The sequence below is a fragment of the Mycobacterium pseudoshottsii JCM 15466 genome (assembly GCF_003584745.1).
GTDB lineage: Bacteria > Actinomycetota > Actinomycetes > Mycobacteriales > Mycobacteriaceae > Mycobacterium > Mycobacterium marinum.
Genome location: NZ_AP018410.1, coordinates 5,729,911 through 5,747,453 on the forward strand (window position 1 = coordinate 5,729,911; position 17,543 = coordinate 5,747,453).

Here is a 17,543-nt window from a genome sequence, read left to right on the forward strand (position 1 = left end):
ATGCCTACCTCGATTCCCGCCGCGCCCGCCGCGTTGCCACTACTCGGCCATACCTTGCCGCCGCTGCGTAACCCGTTGTCGTTCTTGCTGTCGTTGCCCGCCCGAGGCGACCTGGTGCGCATCCGAATCGGGCCGGCCACCGCCGTGGTGGCGTGCACGGCGGAACTCACCCACGAAATCCTCTGTGATGACCGAATTTTCGACAAGGGCGGCATCTTCTTTGACCGGTTCCGAGAGATGCTGGGCGATGGTCTGAGCACCTGCCCCCGTAGCCAGCACCGGCGGCAGCGGCGCCTTCTGCAACCGGCCTTCCATACGCAGCGGTTGCCTGGTTATGCGCAGACCATGACCACTCAGGTGGCCGCGACCGTCGGGCGCTGGCAGAACGGCCAGATCATCGATGTACCCGCGGAGATGATGGCGATCACCGGCCGGACCCTGCTCACCACGATGTTCTCGAATAGCCTCCCTAGCCCGGCATTGCGCCAGGCACTCGATGACCTGACCGCCATTTTCGCGGTCCTGTACTGGCGGATGCTGACGCCGCCACCGCTGGATCGGCTGCCCACCGTCGACAACCGTCGCTATCATCGCGCCAGCACTCGGCTACGCCATACCATCGGTTCGGCGGTTGCCGGCCGCCGAGCAGCCGGCGTCGACCGTGGCGACCTTCTCTCGGCGATCCTGGCCTCGCATGAAGTCGACAGCAGCACAGTAGCTTTCACCGATACCGAGGTCATCGACCAGATCGTGTCGTTTTTCATTGCGGGGACCGAGACCACTGCCCTTACGGTGGCCTGGGCGCTGTACTTACTGGCCGAACATCCCGCCATCGAGCAACGCGTGCACGCCGAGATCGATCCGGTCCTGGCGGGCAGGGCGGCTACCCACGCCGACCTGCCTCGGCTAGGGCTGGTCAACAGGATCGTCACCGAGACCCTGCGCCTTTATCCGCCCGGGTGGATCATCAGCCGCGTGGCCACCGCCGATGTCTACCTCGGTGGGCATCGGATACCGGCCGGGGCGACGGTCATCTTCAGCCCGTACCTGATCCACCATCGTCCCGATCTCTATGCCGAGCCCGACCGCTTCGACCCGGACCGATGGCTACCCGAGCGTGCCCGGGCTATCGGCCGCAACACCTATATCCCATTCGGCGGCGGGACCCGCAAGTGCATCGGCGACAACTTCGGCACCACAGAGGCGGCACTCGCCCTGGCGACCATTGCCGCCAACTGGCGGATGCAGCGCCTTCCCGGCCTGCCGGTCCGCCCGGCCGTGGCGGCGTCACTGCGCCCACGCAATCTCGCTTTGCGTGTCACCGCACGTACGGCCGACCGAACTCCTGGCGAACCCGGCCGGCGTCTAACAAGCCACGAAATCGGTTGAGCCGGAGGTGTCCGTGACCGCCATTTGCGAATTCGTCTTACCCGATATCTACTGTCCTTTTCCCGCCGCCTTTGCTCACTCTCGTCATCCGGCAGCGACCGAAGTAGAGCTGGCCATGACGAGCGCGCTACCCCAGGGCTCCGGCGTTGTTGATTAGCAGGCTTGTGAGCTGGGTTGATGATCTTTGGTGCCGCGCTATTGGGGCCGGAGTGTAGGCACGGGCTATCTGGAGAACGATCGAGTTGGTTACTGTTCGTCGTTGGTCTGGAGTTGCCCGTGCCTACCGTTTCAGTATTGCCTGTGTCGTCGGTTCCAGAGGTGTTCGACCGCTGGAGTCCTGGTGAGCGCAGCGAGCTCATCGGATCGGAGTTTCTCGATGTGTTGGCCTCGGTGCCAGACCCGAGGGACCCACGCGGTCGGAGGTATTCGCTGATGGCTTTGTTGGCGATCGCGGTTCTGGCCACTGCCGCGGGGATGCGCGGCTATGCTGGTTTTGCCACATGGGCGGCCACCGCTCCCGATGATGTGTTGGCCCAATTAGGGGTCCGGTTCCGGCGGCCCAGTGAGAAGACCTTCCGCGCTGTTTTGTCTCGGCTAGACCCCGCCGACCTCAACGCCAGGATGGGCAGTTACTTCACTGCACACGTGGCCAGCAGCGACCCCAGTGGATTGGTGCCGATCGCGTTGGACGGCAAGATGCTGCGTGGTGCTTTACGCGCCAAAGCGACAGCCACGCATCTCGTGTCGGTGTTCGCCCACCGTGCCCGATTGGTGCTCGGTCAACTCGCTGTCGCCGAGAAAAGCAATGAAATTCCCTGCGTACGTGCCCTGCTCACGCTGCTGCCGGGTAGCTTGCGGTGGCTGGTCACCGTGGATGCGATGCATACCCAGGTCGTCACCGCGAAGTTGATCTGCGCCACCTTGAAGTCGCACTACCTGATGATCGTCAAGTCCAACCAAGCCAAAATATTTGCGCGTATCACCGCGCTGCCCTGGGCCGAGGTGCCCGCAGCCGCTACCGACGACTCCCGCGGCCACGGCCGTGTCGAGACCCGCACCCTGCAAATCATCGCCGCTGCACGAGGAATCGGCTTCCCCTACGCAAAACAAATCATTCGGATCACTCGTGAACGCTTGATCACCGCCACCGACCAGCGCAGCGTGGAGGTGGTCTATGCCATTTGCAGCCTGCCGTTCGAGCACGCCCGCCCTACCGCGATCATGACCTGGATGCGTCAACACTGGGGAATCGAGAACAGCCTGCACTGGATACGCGACGTCACCTTCGACGAAGACCGTCAAAGGGCACATACCGGAAACGGCGCACAGGCCCTAGCAACGCTACGCAACACCGCGATCAATCTGCACCGCCTCAACGGCGCCGACAACATCGCCGAAGCCTGCCGGATCACCGCTTTGACCGCCAACCGCCGCCTAGACCTCCTCAATCCACAATTCCCCAGTTCACAAGCCTGCTAATCAACAACGCCGGAGCCCTGCGCGCTACCCGAAGACGGCAACACTCTGATTCGGCGCTCCGTCTCAGGCATTCATCTCGTGGATCATGCCGGGCGCCTGTATCCCGACGTGACCACAGCGGGGTTGCACACCGTCACCTCGTACTTTCTGCTCTTCTCCGTGCTTGATGAGTACTCCGAACAGCAAGACGGTGGCGGGCAGACTTTCAACCCCGAGACGCTACGTCACATTCACCGCACGGCCCTTCGGCTGCTGGACCAACCCGACGCGTCCAGCGACGATGATCTCGATATCACTCGAATTGTTCGGCCGTTGTGGCGATTTCTGAACGCCCTGGGCGATCGGAATGCGCGCAAGAACTTTCGCAACGCGTTCGAAAGGTCCCTGCAAGCGCGGATATGGGAACTCGATCACCTCCGAACCGCCAGTATTCCCTCCCTGGCGGTGTATCCCCGGTTGCGGCGGCAGAGCTCGATGGCTGTTCCTTTGCTCGAGCTTCATCCGGTGCTTTTCGGGCTGGCCGGCTCTGTCCGTTCGCTGGACCATCCCGCAATCCGACAGCTCCGCACGATGCTGCTCAACTGTGTGTTGTGGAGCAATGACCTGCTTTCGCTCGCAAAGGAGCTGCGCGACGGGTCTTGCATGAATCTGGCCCTGGTCTTGCAGAAAGACCGCGGGTGCGCACTACAGCAAGCCGTTGACGAGGTTGCATGGCTGATCGAGCGAGAAACCCTTGCCTATCTTGACCTCAAAGGGCAACTCCCTCGGATAGGCATTGGTTCATCGCAGGAATTGGCCTCCGTCACAGCGCTTCTCGATCGCGAAGAACGCTGGCACGCCGACTCCATCGAATGGCATAGCTGCCCGCGCTATCAAGCCGGCCCGTCGCAGCGGCGATAGCACGGCGGCGCGACATCAGTTGATCGGTCAAATACCCACCACGATTGGAGACCAACGATGACGATCGGCATCCGGGACACGACCGAAGCCCGCGATATCCGAGCCGCGGGGTGGGCAGCCATCATGGCAATCATCCCCGGAATCGTGGTGAACTTCCTGACTGGCACCCCGCTGGAACCTTATCCAAGTTGGGCCTGGACCGACGAGCGGATCGCCGGCTATTTCGCCGGTCAGCAGTCGGCCATCGCCGCACAGATCTTTCTCACCAATGCCGGGTTTGTACTACTGCTATGGGCAGTCGCCGGGGTGAAACGAGCGGTGCTCACCGATACCCGTCCATCGCTATACACTGACCTGATCATCCCGTCCGCCGCCATGGCGACCGTCGCGCTGCTGGCCGGCAATGGCCTGTACTGGACCGCCGGCCTGCGCGGCCTCTCGCCGGAGTTCACAAGACTCGCTTGCGATTTACTCATTCCCTTCGGCTACATCGGATCCCTGGTCAGTGTGGCGATCACACTGTTCTGCGCGGGCATTGCGATGCGTCGCAGCGCCGTTTTCCCCAAGTGGCTGGCGGTCGCCACACCCTGGACGGCCATCCCGCTGGCCAGCGCCCAATTCTTCTTGTTGGCCGATACCGGACCGGCGGCGCCCATCAGCCTGATCAGCTTGATCCCGTACCTCTTGCTGTACCTCTGGCTGGCGACCACCGGCATCGTCATGTTGCGCCGCAGCGTCCGGATCACGCCCGGCACCGATCTCCGGGCCGACGTGGCAGCGATAGGCAAACAGGGCGGCTGACGCAGTCCCGGCAGATCTCAGACTCCCCGAAAACCCCAACACCGGCACTTTGGAGAATGACATGGCGGCGCACATTCAGCGAGCAATAGGGTATCTCACCGAACAGCACGCATTGGGTTATCCAAACGCCGTACACAAGATGGGGTCCTATTCCACGGCGAAGTTTGTTCAACTCGCCGCCGATCATCTTGACCTCACCGCGGATCAGGTGCACAGATTCTCCACATTCACCTGTGAGAACAAGGCGTTCCACGTGGCAATGATCACCGATGCCCTGCAAGATGCTCTCGACGCCGGCCACTCGGAATGCCAAGCCATGGTGGACGAGAACATCGACTACCTACTCGGCTGCCGGGATGAAATTTCTTGGCGCTATTTCCCCGGCTTCGAGCCATTGCCCTACGACGCCGACAGCCTTGGGCAAATGACGCAAGTGCTCGTTCGAGCAGGCAAAGCGACGCCCGAAACCTTAGCGGACGCGTTCAAGCTTGCAGCCCTCAACGCATGGGAGGACGGCCCGATAAGCACCTTTTTCGCGACCGACCCCGAAGACAGAATCGTCATCAACAAGATATGGGGGCGTGGGCGCGACGACACCGGACGTGACGCGGAAGTCGTCGCCAACCTCCTCTACGGCGCGACGCTGTATCAAGACCAGGTAGGCGACTCGCCATTGACCCCACTGCTGGAAATCGCAACCAAATGGTTGACAGTTCAGCAACAACCCATGGGGTTCTGGCGCGCGGCATGGTATGTCGGAACCTCGTACAGCACCTACGTCGTAGTGCGCCAGCTGGTGGCCGCGGGCGGCCACCAGTCATCAGTTGATCGTGCCGTCCGATTTCTCCGGCAGGTGCCGGCGCCCGATCCGCTCAATCGTGCGCTGGCAATGCTGGCGATCACCGCGGCAAACTGCGCACCCGACCGCCACGACGCGTCGCTCCTGCACGACACCCAGTTTCACGACGGCTCCTGGGAAGCCATCCCCCTACTCGATAACCACGCACGGATCTGGGGAAGCCGAGCGGTCAGCACCGCCATCTGCCTCAAGGCATTGCTGCGGCAGGAGTCTCAATGACCACCGTCAACCCCTCATCGCGTTCGCGACCGCGCCCGCTCGCAGATGAGTCGGCAGCCACCACCGTTCTGTTGGCCTCGCCACGTTCGTTCTGCGCCGGCGTACACCGGGCGATAGAAGCGGTCGAGCGTGTGCTCGACCGTGCTACCGGGCCGGTGTACGTACGCAAGCAGATCGTGCACAACCGCACGGTGGTCGCCGAACTACAAGACCGCGGAGCAATTTTCGTTGACGAGCTCGATGAGATTCCCGATCCTCCCGCACCGGGTGCCGTCGTGGTCTTCTCCGCACATGGCGTCTCCCCGGCAGTACGCGCGGCCGCCAACGGGCGCGGACTCGAGGTCGTTGACGCCACCTGCCCGCTGGTCACAAAGGTTCATGCGGAAGCCGCGCGGTTCGCCGGGCGCGGCGATACCGTGCTATTGATCGGCCACCTTGGACATGAAGAGACCGACGGCACCCTCGGAGTTGCCCCGAATTCAATGTTGTTGGTGCAGAATGCCGATGACGTGACGGAACTGGATCTTCCCGAAGACGCCCAAGTGTCTTACCTAACTCAGACGACGCTGGCGGTGGACGAAACCACCGACGTCATTGACGCGCTGCGCAAACGGTTCCCAAAACTTGCAGAACCGCCTACAGAAGATATCTGCTACGCGACAACGAATCGGCAGCGGGCGGTTGAGGCTATTGTCCGGCGGTGCGATGCGCTGTTGGTGGTTGGGTCACAGAACTCGTCGAACTCGCAGCGGTTGGTCGAACTGGCGCGGCGCCGAGGCACCCCGCATACCTCATCGACGGCCCCACCGATATCGACCCGCACTGGTTGGACTCGACGGCCACGATCGGCATCACGGCCGGCGCTTCGGCTCCACCCCGGCTGGTTGAGCAAGTGATCGATGCGCTGCGCTTGCGCGGGCCGATCAATGTGGTCGAAAGCCCGGTCACAACCGAATCGGTGCGCTTCGCCCTGCCGCCAAAAGTACGAGTCCCGTGAGCATCACCATGCGTGCCGATCGAGCCGACCTGCTTTCACTCATCAATGGTCCGCAGGATGTCCAGGCACTGCCCGCCGACCAATTACCGTTGTTGGCCGCGCAGATCCGTCGACGCATGATCGAGACGGTGGCCAGCACCGGGGGCCACCTCGGCGCGGGACTGGGTACCGTCGAGTTGATCATCGCCCTGCACCGGGTGTTTTCCTCGCCGCGTGACATCGTGGTGTTCGATACCGGACATCAAACATACCCGCACAAACTGCTCACCGGTCGCGGCGACCAGTTTGTCACCCTGCGCCAACCCGGTGGCTTATCTGGATATCCCAGCCGCAGCGAATCCCACCATGATTGGGTCGAAAATTCGCATGCATCGGTGAGTTTGGCGTGGGTGGACGGCATTGCCAAAGCCTTGGCCCTGCAGGGGCGAGGTGATCGCCGTGTCGTGAGCGTGATTGGCGACGGCGCTCTTACCGGTGGAGTGGCATGGGAGGGCCTGAACAATCTGGGCGGCGCCGACCGCGCCGTGATCATTGTGCTCAACGACAACGGGCGCTCATACGATCCCACGACCGGCGCGGTAGCCACTCACCTGCAGGCGCTGCGCCATGGCGTCAGCTCAGGGCCCAATCTGTTCGAAACATTGGGCTTTACCTACATCGGCCCCACGGACGGGCACGACGTCGAATCGATTTGTTCGGCGCTGCGGCAAGCGGCCGCACTGGACAAGCCCGTTGTCGTCCACACTGTCACCGCGAAGGGACGCGGCTACCCACCGACCGAAGCGGATGAGAGCGACCGCATGCATGCCTGCGGTGTCATCGAGGTAGCCACCGGCCGGCCGGCCAAACCCACTGCAGCAAGCTGGACCGACGTATTCGAGCAAGAGCTCGTCCGAATCGCCGACGAACGGACCGATGTCGTCGGTATGACCGCGGCGATGCGGCTGCCGGCCGGCCTCGGCGCGTTGTCACGCAAATGCCCCGACCGGGTTTTCGACTCCGGCATCGCCGAACAACACCTCTTGGCGTGTGCCGCGGGCCTGGCCAGCGCGGGCGCACATCCCGTCGTGGCACTGTATTCCACGTTCTTACATCGAGCCTTCGACCAGTTGCTATTCGACGTCGGACTGTACCAGCTCCCCGTGACCTTGGTCCTCGACAGAGCCGGGATAACCGGACCCGACGGCGCCAGCCATCACGGGATGTGGGACTTGGCGCTGCTGACGAATGTGCCCGGCTTGCGTGTCGCCTGCCCCCGTGACGCAGTAAGGCTGCGCCAGCAGCTGCGTGTCGCGATCGACGACACGTCACCGAACGCGCTGCGATACCCAAAAGGAGTGCCCGACAACGATATCCCTGCGGTGGGCCAGATTGACGGGGTCGATGTCCTTTTCGCCGGCGGGAAACCCGATCGCGACGTGTTGCTGATCGCCGTGGGTGTCATGGCGCACCCCTGTGTCGACGCCGCAGAGCGCCTTGCTGCGGCCGGGGTCGGGGTCAGCGTTGTCGATCCTAGCTGGGTGTGGCCGCTGAACCCGGCGCTCACCGAGCTTGCCCGCCAACACCGTATCACCGTATGTGTCGAGGACGGGGTCGCCGACGCAGGGATCGGCTCACGCCTCAACCACCAGATCGGGTGGCTGAGCCCCCGGACCCGCACCCTTGTCCTGGGGCTGCCGCGCGACTACATCGCGCACGCGGGCCGCGACCAGATCCTTACTGAATGTGGGTTGTCCGGTTCCGCAATCAGCGCGGCATGCCAGTCGGCGCTGATTGCGGACTCACCCGGCAGCCATGACAGATCCGAACCGCTGGATCCATTGGCGCCCTCCCCTCTGGAGACACCATGACCATTGGTCTGGGCATCCCCGCACCGCCCGCGCCTCGGCTAGCGCCGCGACGCGTGACTCGCCAACTGATGGTAGGCAATGTCGGTATCGGGAGCGACTATCCCGTTGCGGTGCAGTCGATGACGACCACCAAGACTCACGATGTCAACGCAACTCTGCAGCAGATCGCAGAGCTGACCGCCGCCGGCTGCAACATTGTGCGGGTAGCGTGCCCACGACAAGAAGACGCCGATGCCTTACCGCAGATCGTCAAGCACAGTCACATTCCGGTCATCGCGGACATCCATTTCCAGCCGAAATACATCTTCGCCACGATCGACGCCGGCTGCGCCGCGGTGCGGGTAAACCCGGGCAACATCAAGGAATTCGATAGCCGGGTAAAAGAAGTGGCCAAGGCTGCGGCGGACACCGGCATCCCGATCCGCATCGGCGTCAACGCCGGCTCGCTGGGCAAGCGAATCATCCAGAGGTACGGCAAAGCGACCCCCGAGGCGCTGGTCGAGAGCGCGCTGTGGGAGGCATCGCTGTTTGAGGAGCACGGCTTCGGTGATATCAAGATCAGCGTCAAGCACCATGACCCGGTCGTTATGGTGGCCGCGTACCAGCTTTTGGCGACGCAGTGCGACTATCCACTTCACCTCGGGGTCACCGAGGCCGGGCCTGCGTTCCAGGGCACGATCAAGTCGGCGGTCGCGTTCGGCGCCCTGCTCTCCAGCGGCATCGGCGACACCATCCGGGTTTCGCTGTCGGCCCCACCTATCGAAGAGGTCAAGGTCGGCACCCAAATCCTCGAGTCACTGAACCTGCGCCCGCGATCGCTGGAGATCGTCTCGTGCCCGTCCTGTGGGCGCGCGCAGGTTGACGTCTACAGACTGGCAAATGAAGTCAGCGCGGGCCTAGACGGTCTTGGCGCTCCGCTGCGCGTGGCGGTGATGGGTTGTGTAGTCAACGGTCCCGGTGAGGCACGCGAGGCGGACCTGGGCGTGGCCTCCGGAAACGGCAAGGGGCAGATATTCGTCAAGGGCGAGGTGATCAAGACCGTGCCGGAGTCGCAGATCGTTGAGACGTTGATTGAGCAGGCATTGCGAATCGCCGAAGAGCGGGCCTCCGAGACCGAATGCACCGATCTCGTCGGTACACCGGTCGTGAGTGAGGTCTGAATGGAGGGCAATGAGCGGTTCGTTCCCCGGCTGGCGCCGTTGACCTTGGCGGTGAAAAGCCTTGCCAACCCACAGATTATTTACAACGCGAAAGCACAAGGTGCGCGTGCCGAACGCACCGAAGCGGGAGTGGTGACACTGTACCGTCGCGATGACCTGATGCGGATCAACCGTCATCCGGCGGTACTGGGCCCGGGTGGTCGCGGGGGGAATTTCGGCAACGACAATCCCCTGATCCCGTTGGAGATAGATGGTGAGGAACACAAGAAGTGGCGACGGCTGTTAGATCCGCTCTTCGCGCCCAAGCAGATGGCACGGTTGGAAGCCGCTGTTCGCAACCGTGCCGCGCAACTGGTCGACGGCTTTGCCGGCCAGACTAGCGCCGAACTGTATCAGGCCTACTGCGCGCCGCTGCCATGCTTTACGTTTCTGGAGCTCCTCGGCGCTCCGCTCGAAGACATTGAGTTCTTCACGGCATTCAAAAACGGCGTGTTGCATCCGCAAGGGGAGACCCGCGAGGAGATCCAGGCCAACCAGGCCGCTGCCGGGGCCATGCTGCTGGAGTACTTCACCAGGCTCGTGGCCCGACAACGTGCCGAAGGAGCTCAGGGCGAGGAAGTGCTCGCGGTGTTGTTGCGCTCACGGATCGACGGCCAACCGTTGACCGATGCGGAACTGTTCAACATCATCCATCTGCTGATATTCGCTGGCTTGGACACGGTCACCGCGTCCATGTCGTGCATCCTGGCCTGGCTGGGCCAACACCCGCACGAGCGCCGTCGCCTGGTCGAGGACACCGCACGGATCCCGGCTGCGATCGAGGAGCTGATGCGCTACGAATCGCCGGCGCCCAGCGGCATCCGCTACGCCACAGCCGACATCGACCTCGGCGACGGGCTGACAATCCGGGCGGGAGAAGCGATCCACGTCAGCTGGGCGGCTGCCAACGTAGATCCCACCGCCCATCCGGATCCCCTGCACGTGGACTTCGACCGCGCCCGGTTCCACCACCTCGCCTTCGGCAGCGGCATCCACCGCTGTCTCGGATCGCATCTGGCGCGACTCGAATTACGGGTCGCTCTAGAAGAATTCTTGGCTCGCATTCCCGACTACGCGGTGGACACGGCCGGGCTGGTCTACGACAACGTGTCGGTGCGCACCGTGCAGCATCTGCGCATCACCTTCAACGCCAACACCCCATCACCAGTTGATCCATCTCAACGCCATGCCTTCATGGCTCCGCTGACGGGCAGCGGGACAGCGTCTTGGAAAGGAACGGCCATGAACACCGATGACATGATCTTGATCAGCGTCGATGACCACATCGTCGAGCCGCCCGATATGTTCGATAACCATCTGCCCGCGAAGTATCTGCGGGACGCGCCGCGGCTGGTGCGTAATCCAGACGGCTCCGACGTATGGAAGTTCCGTGACAGCGTGATCCCCAATCCGGCGCTCAACGCGGTAGCCGGGCGGCCGAAGGAGGAATACGGCCTGGAGCCGCAGGGTCTGGACGAGATTCGGCCCGGTTGCTATCAGGTGGACGAACGGGTCAAGGATATGAATGCCGGGGGCATCCTGGCCTCGATTTGTTTTCCCTCCTTCCCAGGATTTGCCGGCCGGCGGTTCGCGACCGACGATCCGGATTTTTCGTTGGCATTGATACAGGCCTATAACGACTTGCATATCGACCAATGGTGCGGGGCATATCCGGCACGGTTCATCCCCATGGCGTTGCCGGTCATCTGGGATGCGCAGGCGTGCGCGACAGAGGTGCGGCGGGTCTCGAAGAAGGGCGTGCACGCGCTGACGTTCACCGAGAATCCCGCGACGATGGGTTACCCCAGCTTTCACAACGACTACTGGAATCCACTATGGAAAGCGCTGTGCGACACCAACACCGTGATGAACATCCACTTCGGATCCTCCGGCAACCTGGTGACGACAGCACCCGACGCACCGATAGATGTGTTAATGACTCTAGGGCCGATGAACATTGTGCAGGCGGCCGCGGATCTGTTGTGGTCCAGACCGATCAAGGACTACCCGGACCTCAAGATCGGGTTGTCCGAGGGCGGCACGGGCTGGATCCCCTACTTTCTGGAGCGGGCGGACCGCGTGTTTGAAATGCATTCGACGTGGACCCACCAGGACTTCGGCGGCAAGGTCCCGTCCGAGGTGTTCCGGGAACATTTCCTGGCATGCTTCATCAGCGATCCGGTGGGTGTCAAGCTGCGCAACATGATCGGCATCGACAACATCGCCTGGGAAGCCGACTACCCACACAGCGATTCGATGTGGCCGGGTGCGCCCGAGGAGCTTGGGGAGGTTTTGACCGCAAACAGCGTGCCTGACCTCGAAGTGGACAAGATGACTCACCTCAACGCGATGCGCTGGTACTCGTTTGACCCGTTTAGCCGCATCCCTCGCGAGCAGGCAACGGTCGGCGCGTTGCGCAAAGCCGCAGCCGGCCATGATGTGTCCACGCGGCCACGTAGCCAACACAAGAGCGGTGAGCGGACCAGCATACTGGTCGAACCGTGATGTCTTGGGCAGCAAACGAATCAGCCTGCGGGACGTAATCGTGCGGACTAACCAGCCTCGAGAGCCGCGCGTCATCGCGCATCGCCGAACTCGGCGAGATGCGGCAGCGACCTCGGCCAGTCCGTGCGCGCGCGGATATTCCGACTCAATGCCGTTGCAATCCAGTTGATCTCGACAAACGCGGCGAGATCGGATTCGGCATCTTTAGGTTGGGCACGCGAGCAATTTGGCACCCGCGGGCAGCGCACCTTCGAGGCGGCGGGAGCGGAATTCGTGGGCGGTGACGGGGCTTTCACGGGAGTCAGGTGGGGATCGCTTCGACTAGCTTTAATACCTTTTGCCCCAACAGGTTCAGTCAAATGACTCAATTTTGCGCAATGCACTATCGCAGGCCTTAAAACGGCCGGGCCGCCGTGTTAGCGTCGAAACTTATGAGCCCATCGGTTGCCGAGTTATCACAAGAACTCGGGGAAGCCTTCCGCCTGTCAAGCATGGATGACCCCTACCCGATGCTCGCAGAACGCCGACGTGAGACACCGGTTATGAAGGGCGACATCATGGTTGCTCTTGGCGCGCCTTCATACATGGGTCAGCACGCCGGCGAAACGCACACGGTCTTTCGCCATGATGACGTGATGGCCATCCTGCGCAACCATGAGACCTTCTCCAGCAGCATCTGGGAAATCTCGCAAGGACCTTTGATCGGCCGATCGATCCTCGCGATGGACGGCGCGGAGCACCGCCAGTGGCGCGGCTATCTCCAGTCCGTTTTTGGCGGCAAGTTGTTGAGCTCCTGGGACGAGAGTATCTTCCGGCCACTTGCCGCAAAGTACGTCGCGGACCTGGCGTCCAAGCGGGGCGCCGACCTCATTGCGATGGCGCTCGAGTACCCGTTGCGCGCGATCTACGAAATCCTGGGCTTAGAGGACTTCAAAGAAAACTACGAAGAGTTCCATGCTGACGTCCTGACCATCCTGCTCGCGTTGTGGTCCACCCCGGATCCGGCACAAGCAGACCAATTTCTGCTCAGGTTTCAAAAGGCGACCGAGGCGTCGGCCCGCAGCTGGGACCGGCTGCTTCCGATTGTTCAGCGCAAACGGGCGGCCGGCGCTTCGAGAAACGACCTCATTAGTTCACTCATCCGAGCCGAGTATGAAGGCGGCGTTCTTGATGACGAGCAGATCACTTCGTTTCTACGTTCGCTGCTGCTAGCAGCAACCGACACCACCACTCGACAGTTCTTGAACACGCTCACCCTCCTACTGCAACGGCCGGACGAACTGGACCGCATCCGGCGCGACCGCAGCCGCCTGCGGTTGGCGCTCGCCGAGGGTGAGCGCCTGGAACCGCCATCGCTCTTCATCCCTCGCATGATCACCCGCGATGTGGTCATTCGAGGCACGGAACTCACCGCCGGAACACCGCTGCTGCTAGCCATCGGGTCAGCCAACCGGGATCCGGAAGCATATCCGCCCGATCCTGACGAGTTCCGAATCGACCGCACGGGACCACATCACGCGACCTTCGGTTTCGGCACCCATATCTGCTCCGGCATGAACACCACGCGCCGCGAGATTGCCGCATTGATCGACGCGATGCTCGACGGACTTCCCGGTCTGCGTGTTGACCCCGACGCGCCGGCGCCGCTGATTAGCGGCATCCACTTCCGTGGACCGTCCGCACTTCCAGTGGTTTGGGACTAGCCAGCCGGTTCACCACGATCCGGAGGGCCCGCACCCGGCCGGGTTTGCATCGATCACGGCCGCGGTTACGCCGGGGGGAACGGGAGTGAGGCATGACGGCAGAACTCGAAAACAAAGTCGCGATCATCACGGGCGCGTGCGGTGGCATCGGACTCGAGACGTCGCGAGTGCTGGCGTGCGCGGGCGCACGAGTCGTTTTGGCGGACCTGCCCGAGACGGACCTCGCCGGTGCGGCTGCCTCCGTCGGTCGGGGAGCCGTCCACCATGTCGTCGACCTCACCAACGAGGTATCGGTGCGGGCCCTGATCGACTTCACGATCGACACATTCGGTCGGCTCGACATCGTGGACAACAACGCCGCGCATTCCGACCCCGCAGACATGCTGGTCTCCCAGATGACTGTCGATGTTTGGGACGACACCTTCACCGTCAACGCGCGCGGGACGATGCTCATGTGCAAGTACGCGATTCCCCGGCTCATCAGTGCCGGCGGCGGCGCGATCGTCAATATCTCTTCCGCAACCGCACACGCCGCCTACGACATGTCAACCGCGTACGCCTGCACAAAGGCCGCGATCGAAACGCTCACCCGGTACGTGGCAACGCAATACGGGCGTCACGGCGTGCGGTGCAACGCGATCGCCCCCGGCCTGGTCCGTACCCCGCGGCTCGAGGTCGGGCTGCCCCAGCCGATCGTCGATATTTTTGCCACTCACCACCTTGCCGGTCGCATCGGCGAACCACATGAAATCGCCGAGCTCGTCTGCTTCCTGGCCTCGGACCGAGCCGCCTTCATCACCGGACAGGTGATCGCGGCTGACAGTGGCCTGCTCGCGCATTTGCCCGGCCTGCCGCAAATCCGAGCGTCAGTCGCGGAACTTCAGAGTCAACCGTCGTAGCGGCGAAAAGTCGCTTGGCCCCAGCAGCGGGCCACCGCCGGGCCACTGTCGGCGGCTGGCAGTGGAGTGCCCGCCGGGCATAGTGACCACCGTCATATTCGATGCTGCCGTAACCACCCCAACCTGCGGCGATGACCCCACCGCGGCGACGGTGTCCGAGCACACCCGTTCCGAACGGAACTGACTGCGGCCCAGCTACGACTTGTAGTCTGACAGGGAGAAATGTGCTGATCTGAGGAGGGCCGTGGCGGCTCCGATTACGGGAGACCTCGATCTTGGCTCCGCGCGGCGTATCCAGCTCGATGTTTCGGGTATGTCATGCGCGGCGTGCGCGAGCCGCGTCGAAACGAAACTCAACAAAGTCCCCGGCGTACGCGCCTCGGTGAACTTCGCCACCCGGGTGGCCACCATCGACGCCGTCGACGTCGCCGCCGATGAGCTCTGCGAGCTGGTCGAGAAGGCGGGCTACCAGGCCGTTCCGCACGCCGAGTCGGCCGCCGACGACCGCGATCCAGATGCTGAGCACGCTCGCACACTGCTGCGCCGGCTACTGGTGGCGGCGGTGCTGTTCGTGCCGCTGGCCGATCTGTCGACCATGTTCGCCCTGGTGCCCAGCACCAGGTTCCCCGGCTGGGGATACCTCTTGACCGCCCTGGCCGCCCCGATCGTGACCTGGGCCGCCTGGCCCTTCCACTCGGTGGCGATCCGCAACGCCCGCCATCGCACCGCATCCATGGAAACGCTGATCTCGGTGGGCATCACGGCCGCTACCGTCTGGTCGCTATCCACAGTCTTCGTTGACCGGCAACCACGCCAGAGCCGGGGGATCTGGCAGGCGATACTCAACAGCGACTCGATCTATCTCGAGGTCGCCGCCGGCGTGACGGTTTTCGTACTTGCCGGCCGCTACTTCGAAGCACGCGCCAAGTCCAAGGCCGGCGGCGCACTGCGCGCCCTGGCGGCGTTAGGCGCCAAGGACGTCACGGTTTTGCTGCCCGACGGCGCCGAGCTGGTGATACCGGCCGCCGAACTCAAAAAGCGGCAGCGATTTGTGACCCGTCCCGGGCAGACCATCGCCGCCGACGGCGTCGTGATCGACGGCACCGCGGCAATCGACATGAGCGCGATGACCGGTGAGTCCAAACCGGTGCGCGCCACTGCGGACGCGCCCGTCATCGGCGGCACCATCGTCCTGGACGGGCGTCTGGTCATCGAGGCCACCGCGGTGGGCGCCGACACCCAATTCGCGGCCATGGTTCGCCTCGTCGAGGAGGCACAAGCTCAGAAGGCGCGCGCACAGCGCCTGGCGGATCGGATCTCCGCGGTGTTCGTGCCGGTCGTCTTTGCGATCGCCGGACTCGCCGGCGTGGCCTGGCTGCTCAGTGGCGCCGGCGCCGACCGGGCCTTCTCGGTAACGCTGGGTGTGCTGGTGATTGCCTGCCCCTGCGCGCTCGGACTGGCCACCCCGACGGCAATGATGGTCGCCTCCGGACGCGGGGCGCAGTTGGGGATTTTCATCAAGGGCTATCAGGCGCTGGAAACCATTCACGGTATCGACGCCGTGGTATTCGACAAGACGGGCACGCTGACGGTGGGGAAGCTGACCGTCAACACGGTGACCACCACCGGCGGGCGGGTGCGCGAGGAAGTTCTGGCTCTTGCATCCGCGGTCGAGGCAGCTTCTGAGCACGCTGTCGCGACAGCGATCGTCGCGGCCTCACCACATCCGGCACCGGTCACCGACTTTGTCGCGGTGGCCGGCTGCGGCGTGTCGAGGATCGTCGACGGCCACCGCATCGAGGTCGGTAAGCCGTCCTGGATTACCCGCAACACAGCAGCCGACGAGGTACTGGACACCGCTCGTGCGCAAGGCGAATCTCGCGGCGAGACAATAGTCTTCGTATCGGTGGACGGTGAGGTCTGCGCCGCTGTAACGATTTCCGACACGGTCAAGGACTCCGCGGCCGACGCGATCGCCGCACTGCGCAGCCGGGGCTTGCGAACCATCTTGCTCACCGGCGACAATCAGGCCGTGGCCGATTCGGTGGCCACCCAGCTGGGCATCGATACCGCCATCGCCGATGTACTTCCGGACGGCAAAGTCAACGTGATTCGACAGCTCCGCGACCAAGGCCATACGGTCGCGATGGTCGGGGACGGGATCAATGACGGTCCCGCCCTGGTATCTGCCGACCTGGGATTGGCGATCGGTCGCGGCACCGACGTTGCGATCGGGGCGGCCGACATCATCCTGGTGCGCGACGATCTGCACATCGTTGGGCAGGCGCTCGATCTGGCGCGAGCCACGATGCGCACGATCCGAACAAACATGATCTGGGCGTTCGGCTACAACGTCGCCGCGATTCCGATCGCTGCCGCTGGCCTGCTCAACCCGCTCATCGCCGGCGCCGCGATGGCGTTCTCGTCGTTCTTCGTAGTGTCAAATAGCCTGCGGCTAAGCAACTTTGGACCACCTACCGCGCGCATTGTCGCGTCCAATGGAGAAATAGATGACTGAACAAACATTCGCCGTTACCGGTCTGCGTTGCGAGGGATGCGTGGAGACCATCACCAACGCCTTGAGCGCGCTGCCGTCGGTCCTGACCGTCGAAGTAGAGCTGGACGCCGCCGGCGCGTCGGCGGTGCGAGTTTGCACCGACACCGAGCTCACCCGCGAACAGGTCCAGGCAACGCTGGCCGACAACGGCGATTTCGCCGTGGTCGGCTAGTGATCCGTCCCCGC

The 17,543-nt window shown here is 63.3% G+C and carries 12 protein-coding genes and 2 pseudogenes; all 14 read left to right on the plus strand.

Features of this window, described 5'->3' with window-relative positions:
• The 14 genes and pseudogenes from MPSD_RS26280 (at window position 1) to MPSD_RS26350 (ending at window position 17,529) form a co-directional block, all read left to right on the plus strand.
• Window positions 1-1,389 (plus strand): cytochrome P450, encoded by a 1,389-nt coding sequence (locus MPSD_RS26280; RefSeq protein ID WP_036426181.1) that lies wholly within the window; start codon window positions 1-3, stop codon window positions 1,387-1,389.
• Window positions 1,390-1,665: 276 nt separating this feature from the next.
• A complete protein-coding gene (locus MPSD_RS26290) occupies window positions 1,666-2,868 on the plus strand; it encodes an ISAs1-like element IS2404/ISMul1 family transposase (RefSeq protein ID WP_420811981.1) in 1,203 nt (400 codons plus the stop codon).
• A 78-nt stretch (window positions 2,869-2,946) separates the two neighbouring features.
• On the plus strand, window positions 2,947-3,768 hold the full coding sequence (locus MPSD_RS26295; protein WP_020785678.1) for a terpene synthase family protein: 822 nt from the start codon (window positions 2,947-2,949) through the stop codon (window positions 3,766-3,768).
• 57 nt (window positions 3,769-3,825) lie between these two features.
• The gene (locus MPSD_RS26300) at window positions 3,826-4,569 is read left to right on the plus strand and encodes a hypothetical protein (RefSeq protein WP_020785677.1); all 744 of its coding nucleotides are present in this window, start codon (window positions 3,826-3,828) and stop codon (window positions 4,567-4,569) included.
• Window positions 4,570-4,630: 61 nt separating this feature from the next.
• A complete protein-coding gene (locus tag MPSD_RS26305; RefSeq protein WP_086085068.1) occupies window positions 4,631-5,647 on the plus strand; it encodes a hypothetical protein in 1,017 nt (338 codons plus the stop codon).
• Window positions 5,644-6,644, plus strand: a pseudogene (gene ispH / locus MPSD_RS26310) (4-hydroxy-3-methylbut-2-enyl diphosphate reductase). Before MPSD_RS26305 ends, ispH begins: the two are co-directional and overlap by 4 nt.
• Window positions 6,645-6,673: 29 nt before the next feature.
• Window positions 6,674-8,494, plus strand: coding sequence for a 1-deoxy-D-xylulose-5-phosphate synthase (locus tag MPSD_RS26315; RefSeq protein WP_372509723.1), 1,821 nt, complete (start codon window positions 6,674-6,676; stop codon window positions 8,492-8,494).
• Window positions 8,491-9,654 carry a flavodoxin-dependent (E)-4-hydroxy-3-methylbut-2-enyl-diphosphate synthase gene (ispG, locus tag MPSD_RS26320; RefSeq protein WP_015354076.1) on the plus strand — a complete coding sequence of 388 codons (1,164 nt, stop codon included), beginning with the start codon at window positions 8,491-8,493 and terminating at the stop codon, window positions 9,652-9,654. The genes MPSD_RS26315 and ispG overlap by 4 nt, the downstream gene beginning before the upstream one ends.
• A 552-nt stretch (window positions 9,655-10,206) precedes the next feature.
• A pseudogene (locus MPSD_RS29985) lies at window positions 10,207-10,692 on the plus strand (cytochrome P450); the annotation flags it as partial.
• A 243-nt stretch (window positions 10,693-10,935) separates the two neighbouring features.
• The gene (locus MPSD_RS29990) at window positions 10,936-12,198 is read left to right on the plus strand and encodes an amidohydrolase family protein (protein WP_086085069.1); all 1,263 of its coding nucleotides are present in this window, start codon (window positions 10,936-10,938) and stop codon (window positions 12,196-12,198) included.
• Window positions 12,199-12,689: 491 nt separating this feature from the next.
• The gene (locus MPSD_RS26335) at window positions 12,690-13,901 is read left to right on the plus strand and encodes a cytochrome P450 (protein ID WP_232022677.1); all 1,212 of its coding nucleotides are present in this window, start codon (window positions 12,690-12,692) and stop codon (window positions 13,899-13,901) included.
• Between the two features lie 92 nt (window positions 13,902-13,993).
• Window positions 13,994-14,800, plus strand: coding sequence for an SDR family NAD(P)-dependent oxidoreductase (locus tag MPSD_RS26340; RefSeq protein WP_015354073.1), 807 nt, complete (start codon window positions 13,994-13,996; stop codon window positions 14,798-14,800).
• Window positions 14,801-15,044: 244 nt separating this feature from the next.
• The gene (locus MPSD_RS26345) at window positions 15,045-17,318 is read left to right on the plus strand and encodes a heavy metal translocating P-type ATPase (RefSeq protein WP_086085070.1); all 2,274 of its coding nucleotides are present in this window, start codon (window positions 15,045-15,047) and stop codon (window positions 17,316-17,318) included.
• Window positions 17,311-17,529, plus strand: a complete 219-nt coding sequence (locus MPSD_RS26350) for a heavy-metal-associated domain-containing protein (protein ID WP_086085071.1) — start codon at window positions 17,311-17,313, stop codon at window positions 17,527-17,529. The genes MPSD_RS26345 and MPSD_RS26350 overlap by 8 nt, the downstream gene beginning before the upstream one ends.
• The last annotated feature ends 14 nt before the right edge of the window (window positions 17,530-17,543 follow it).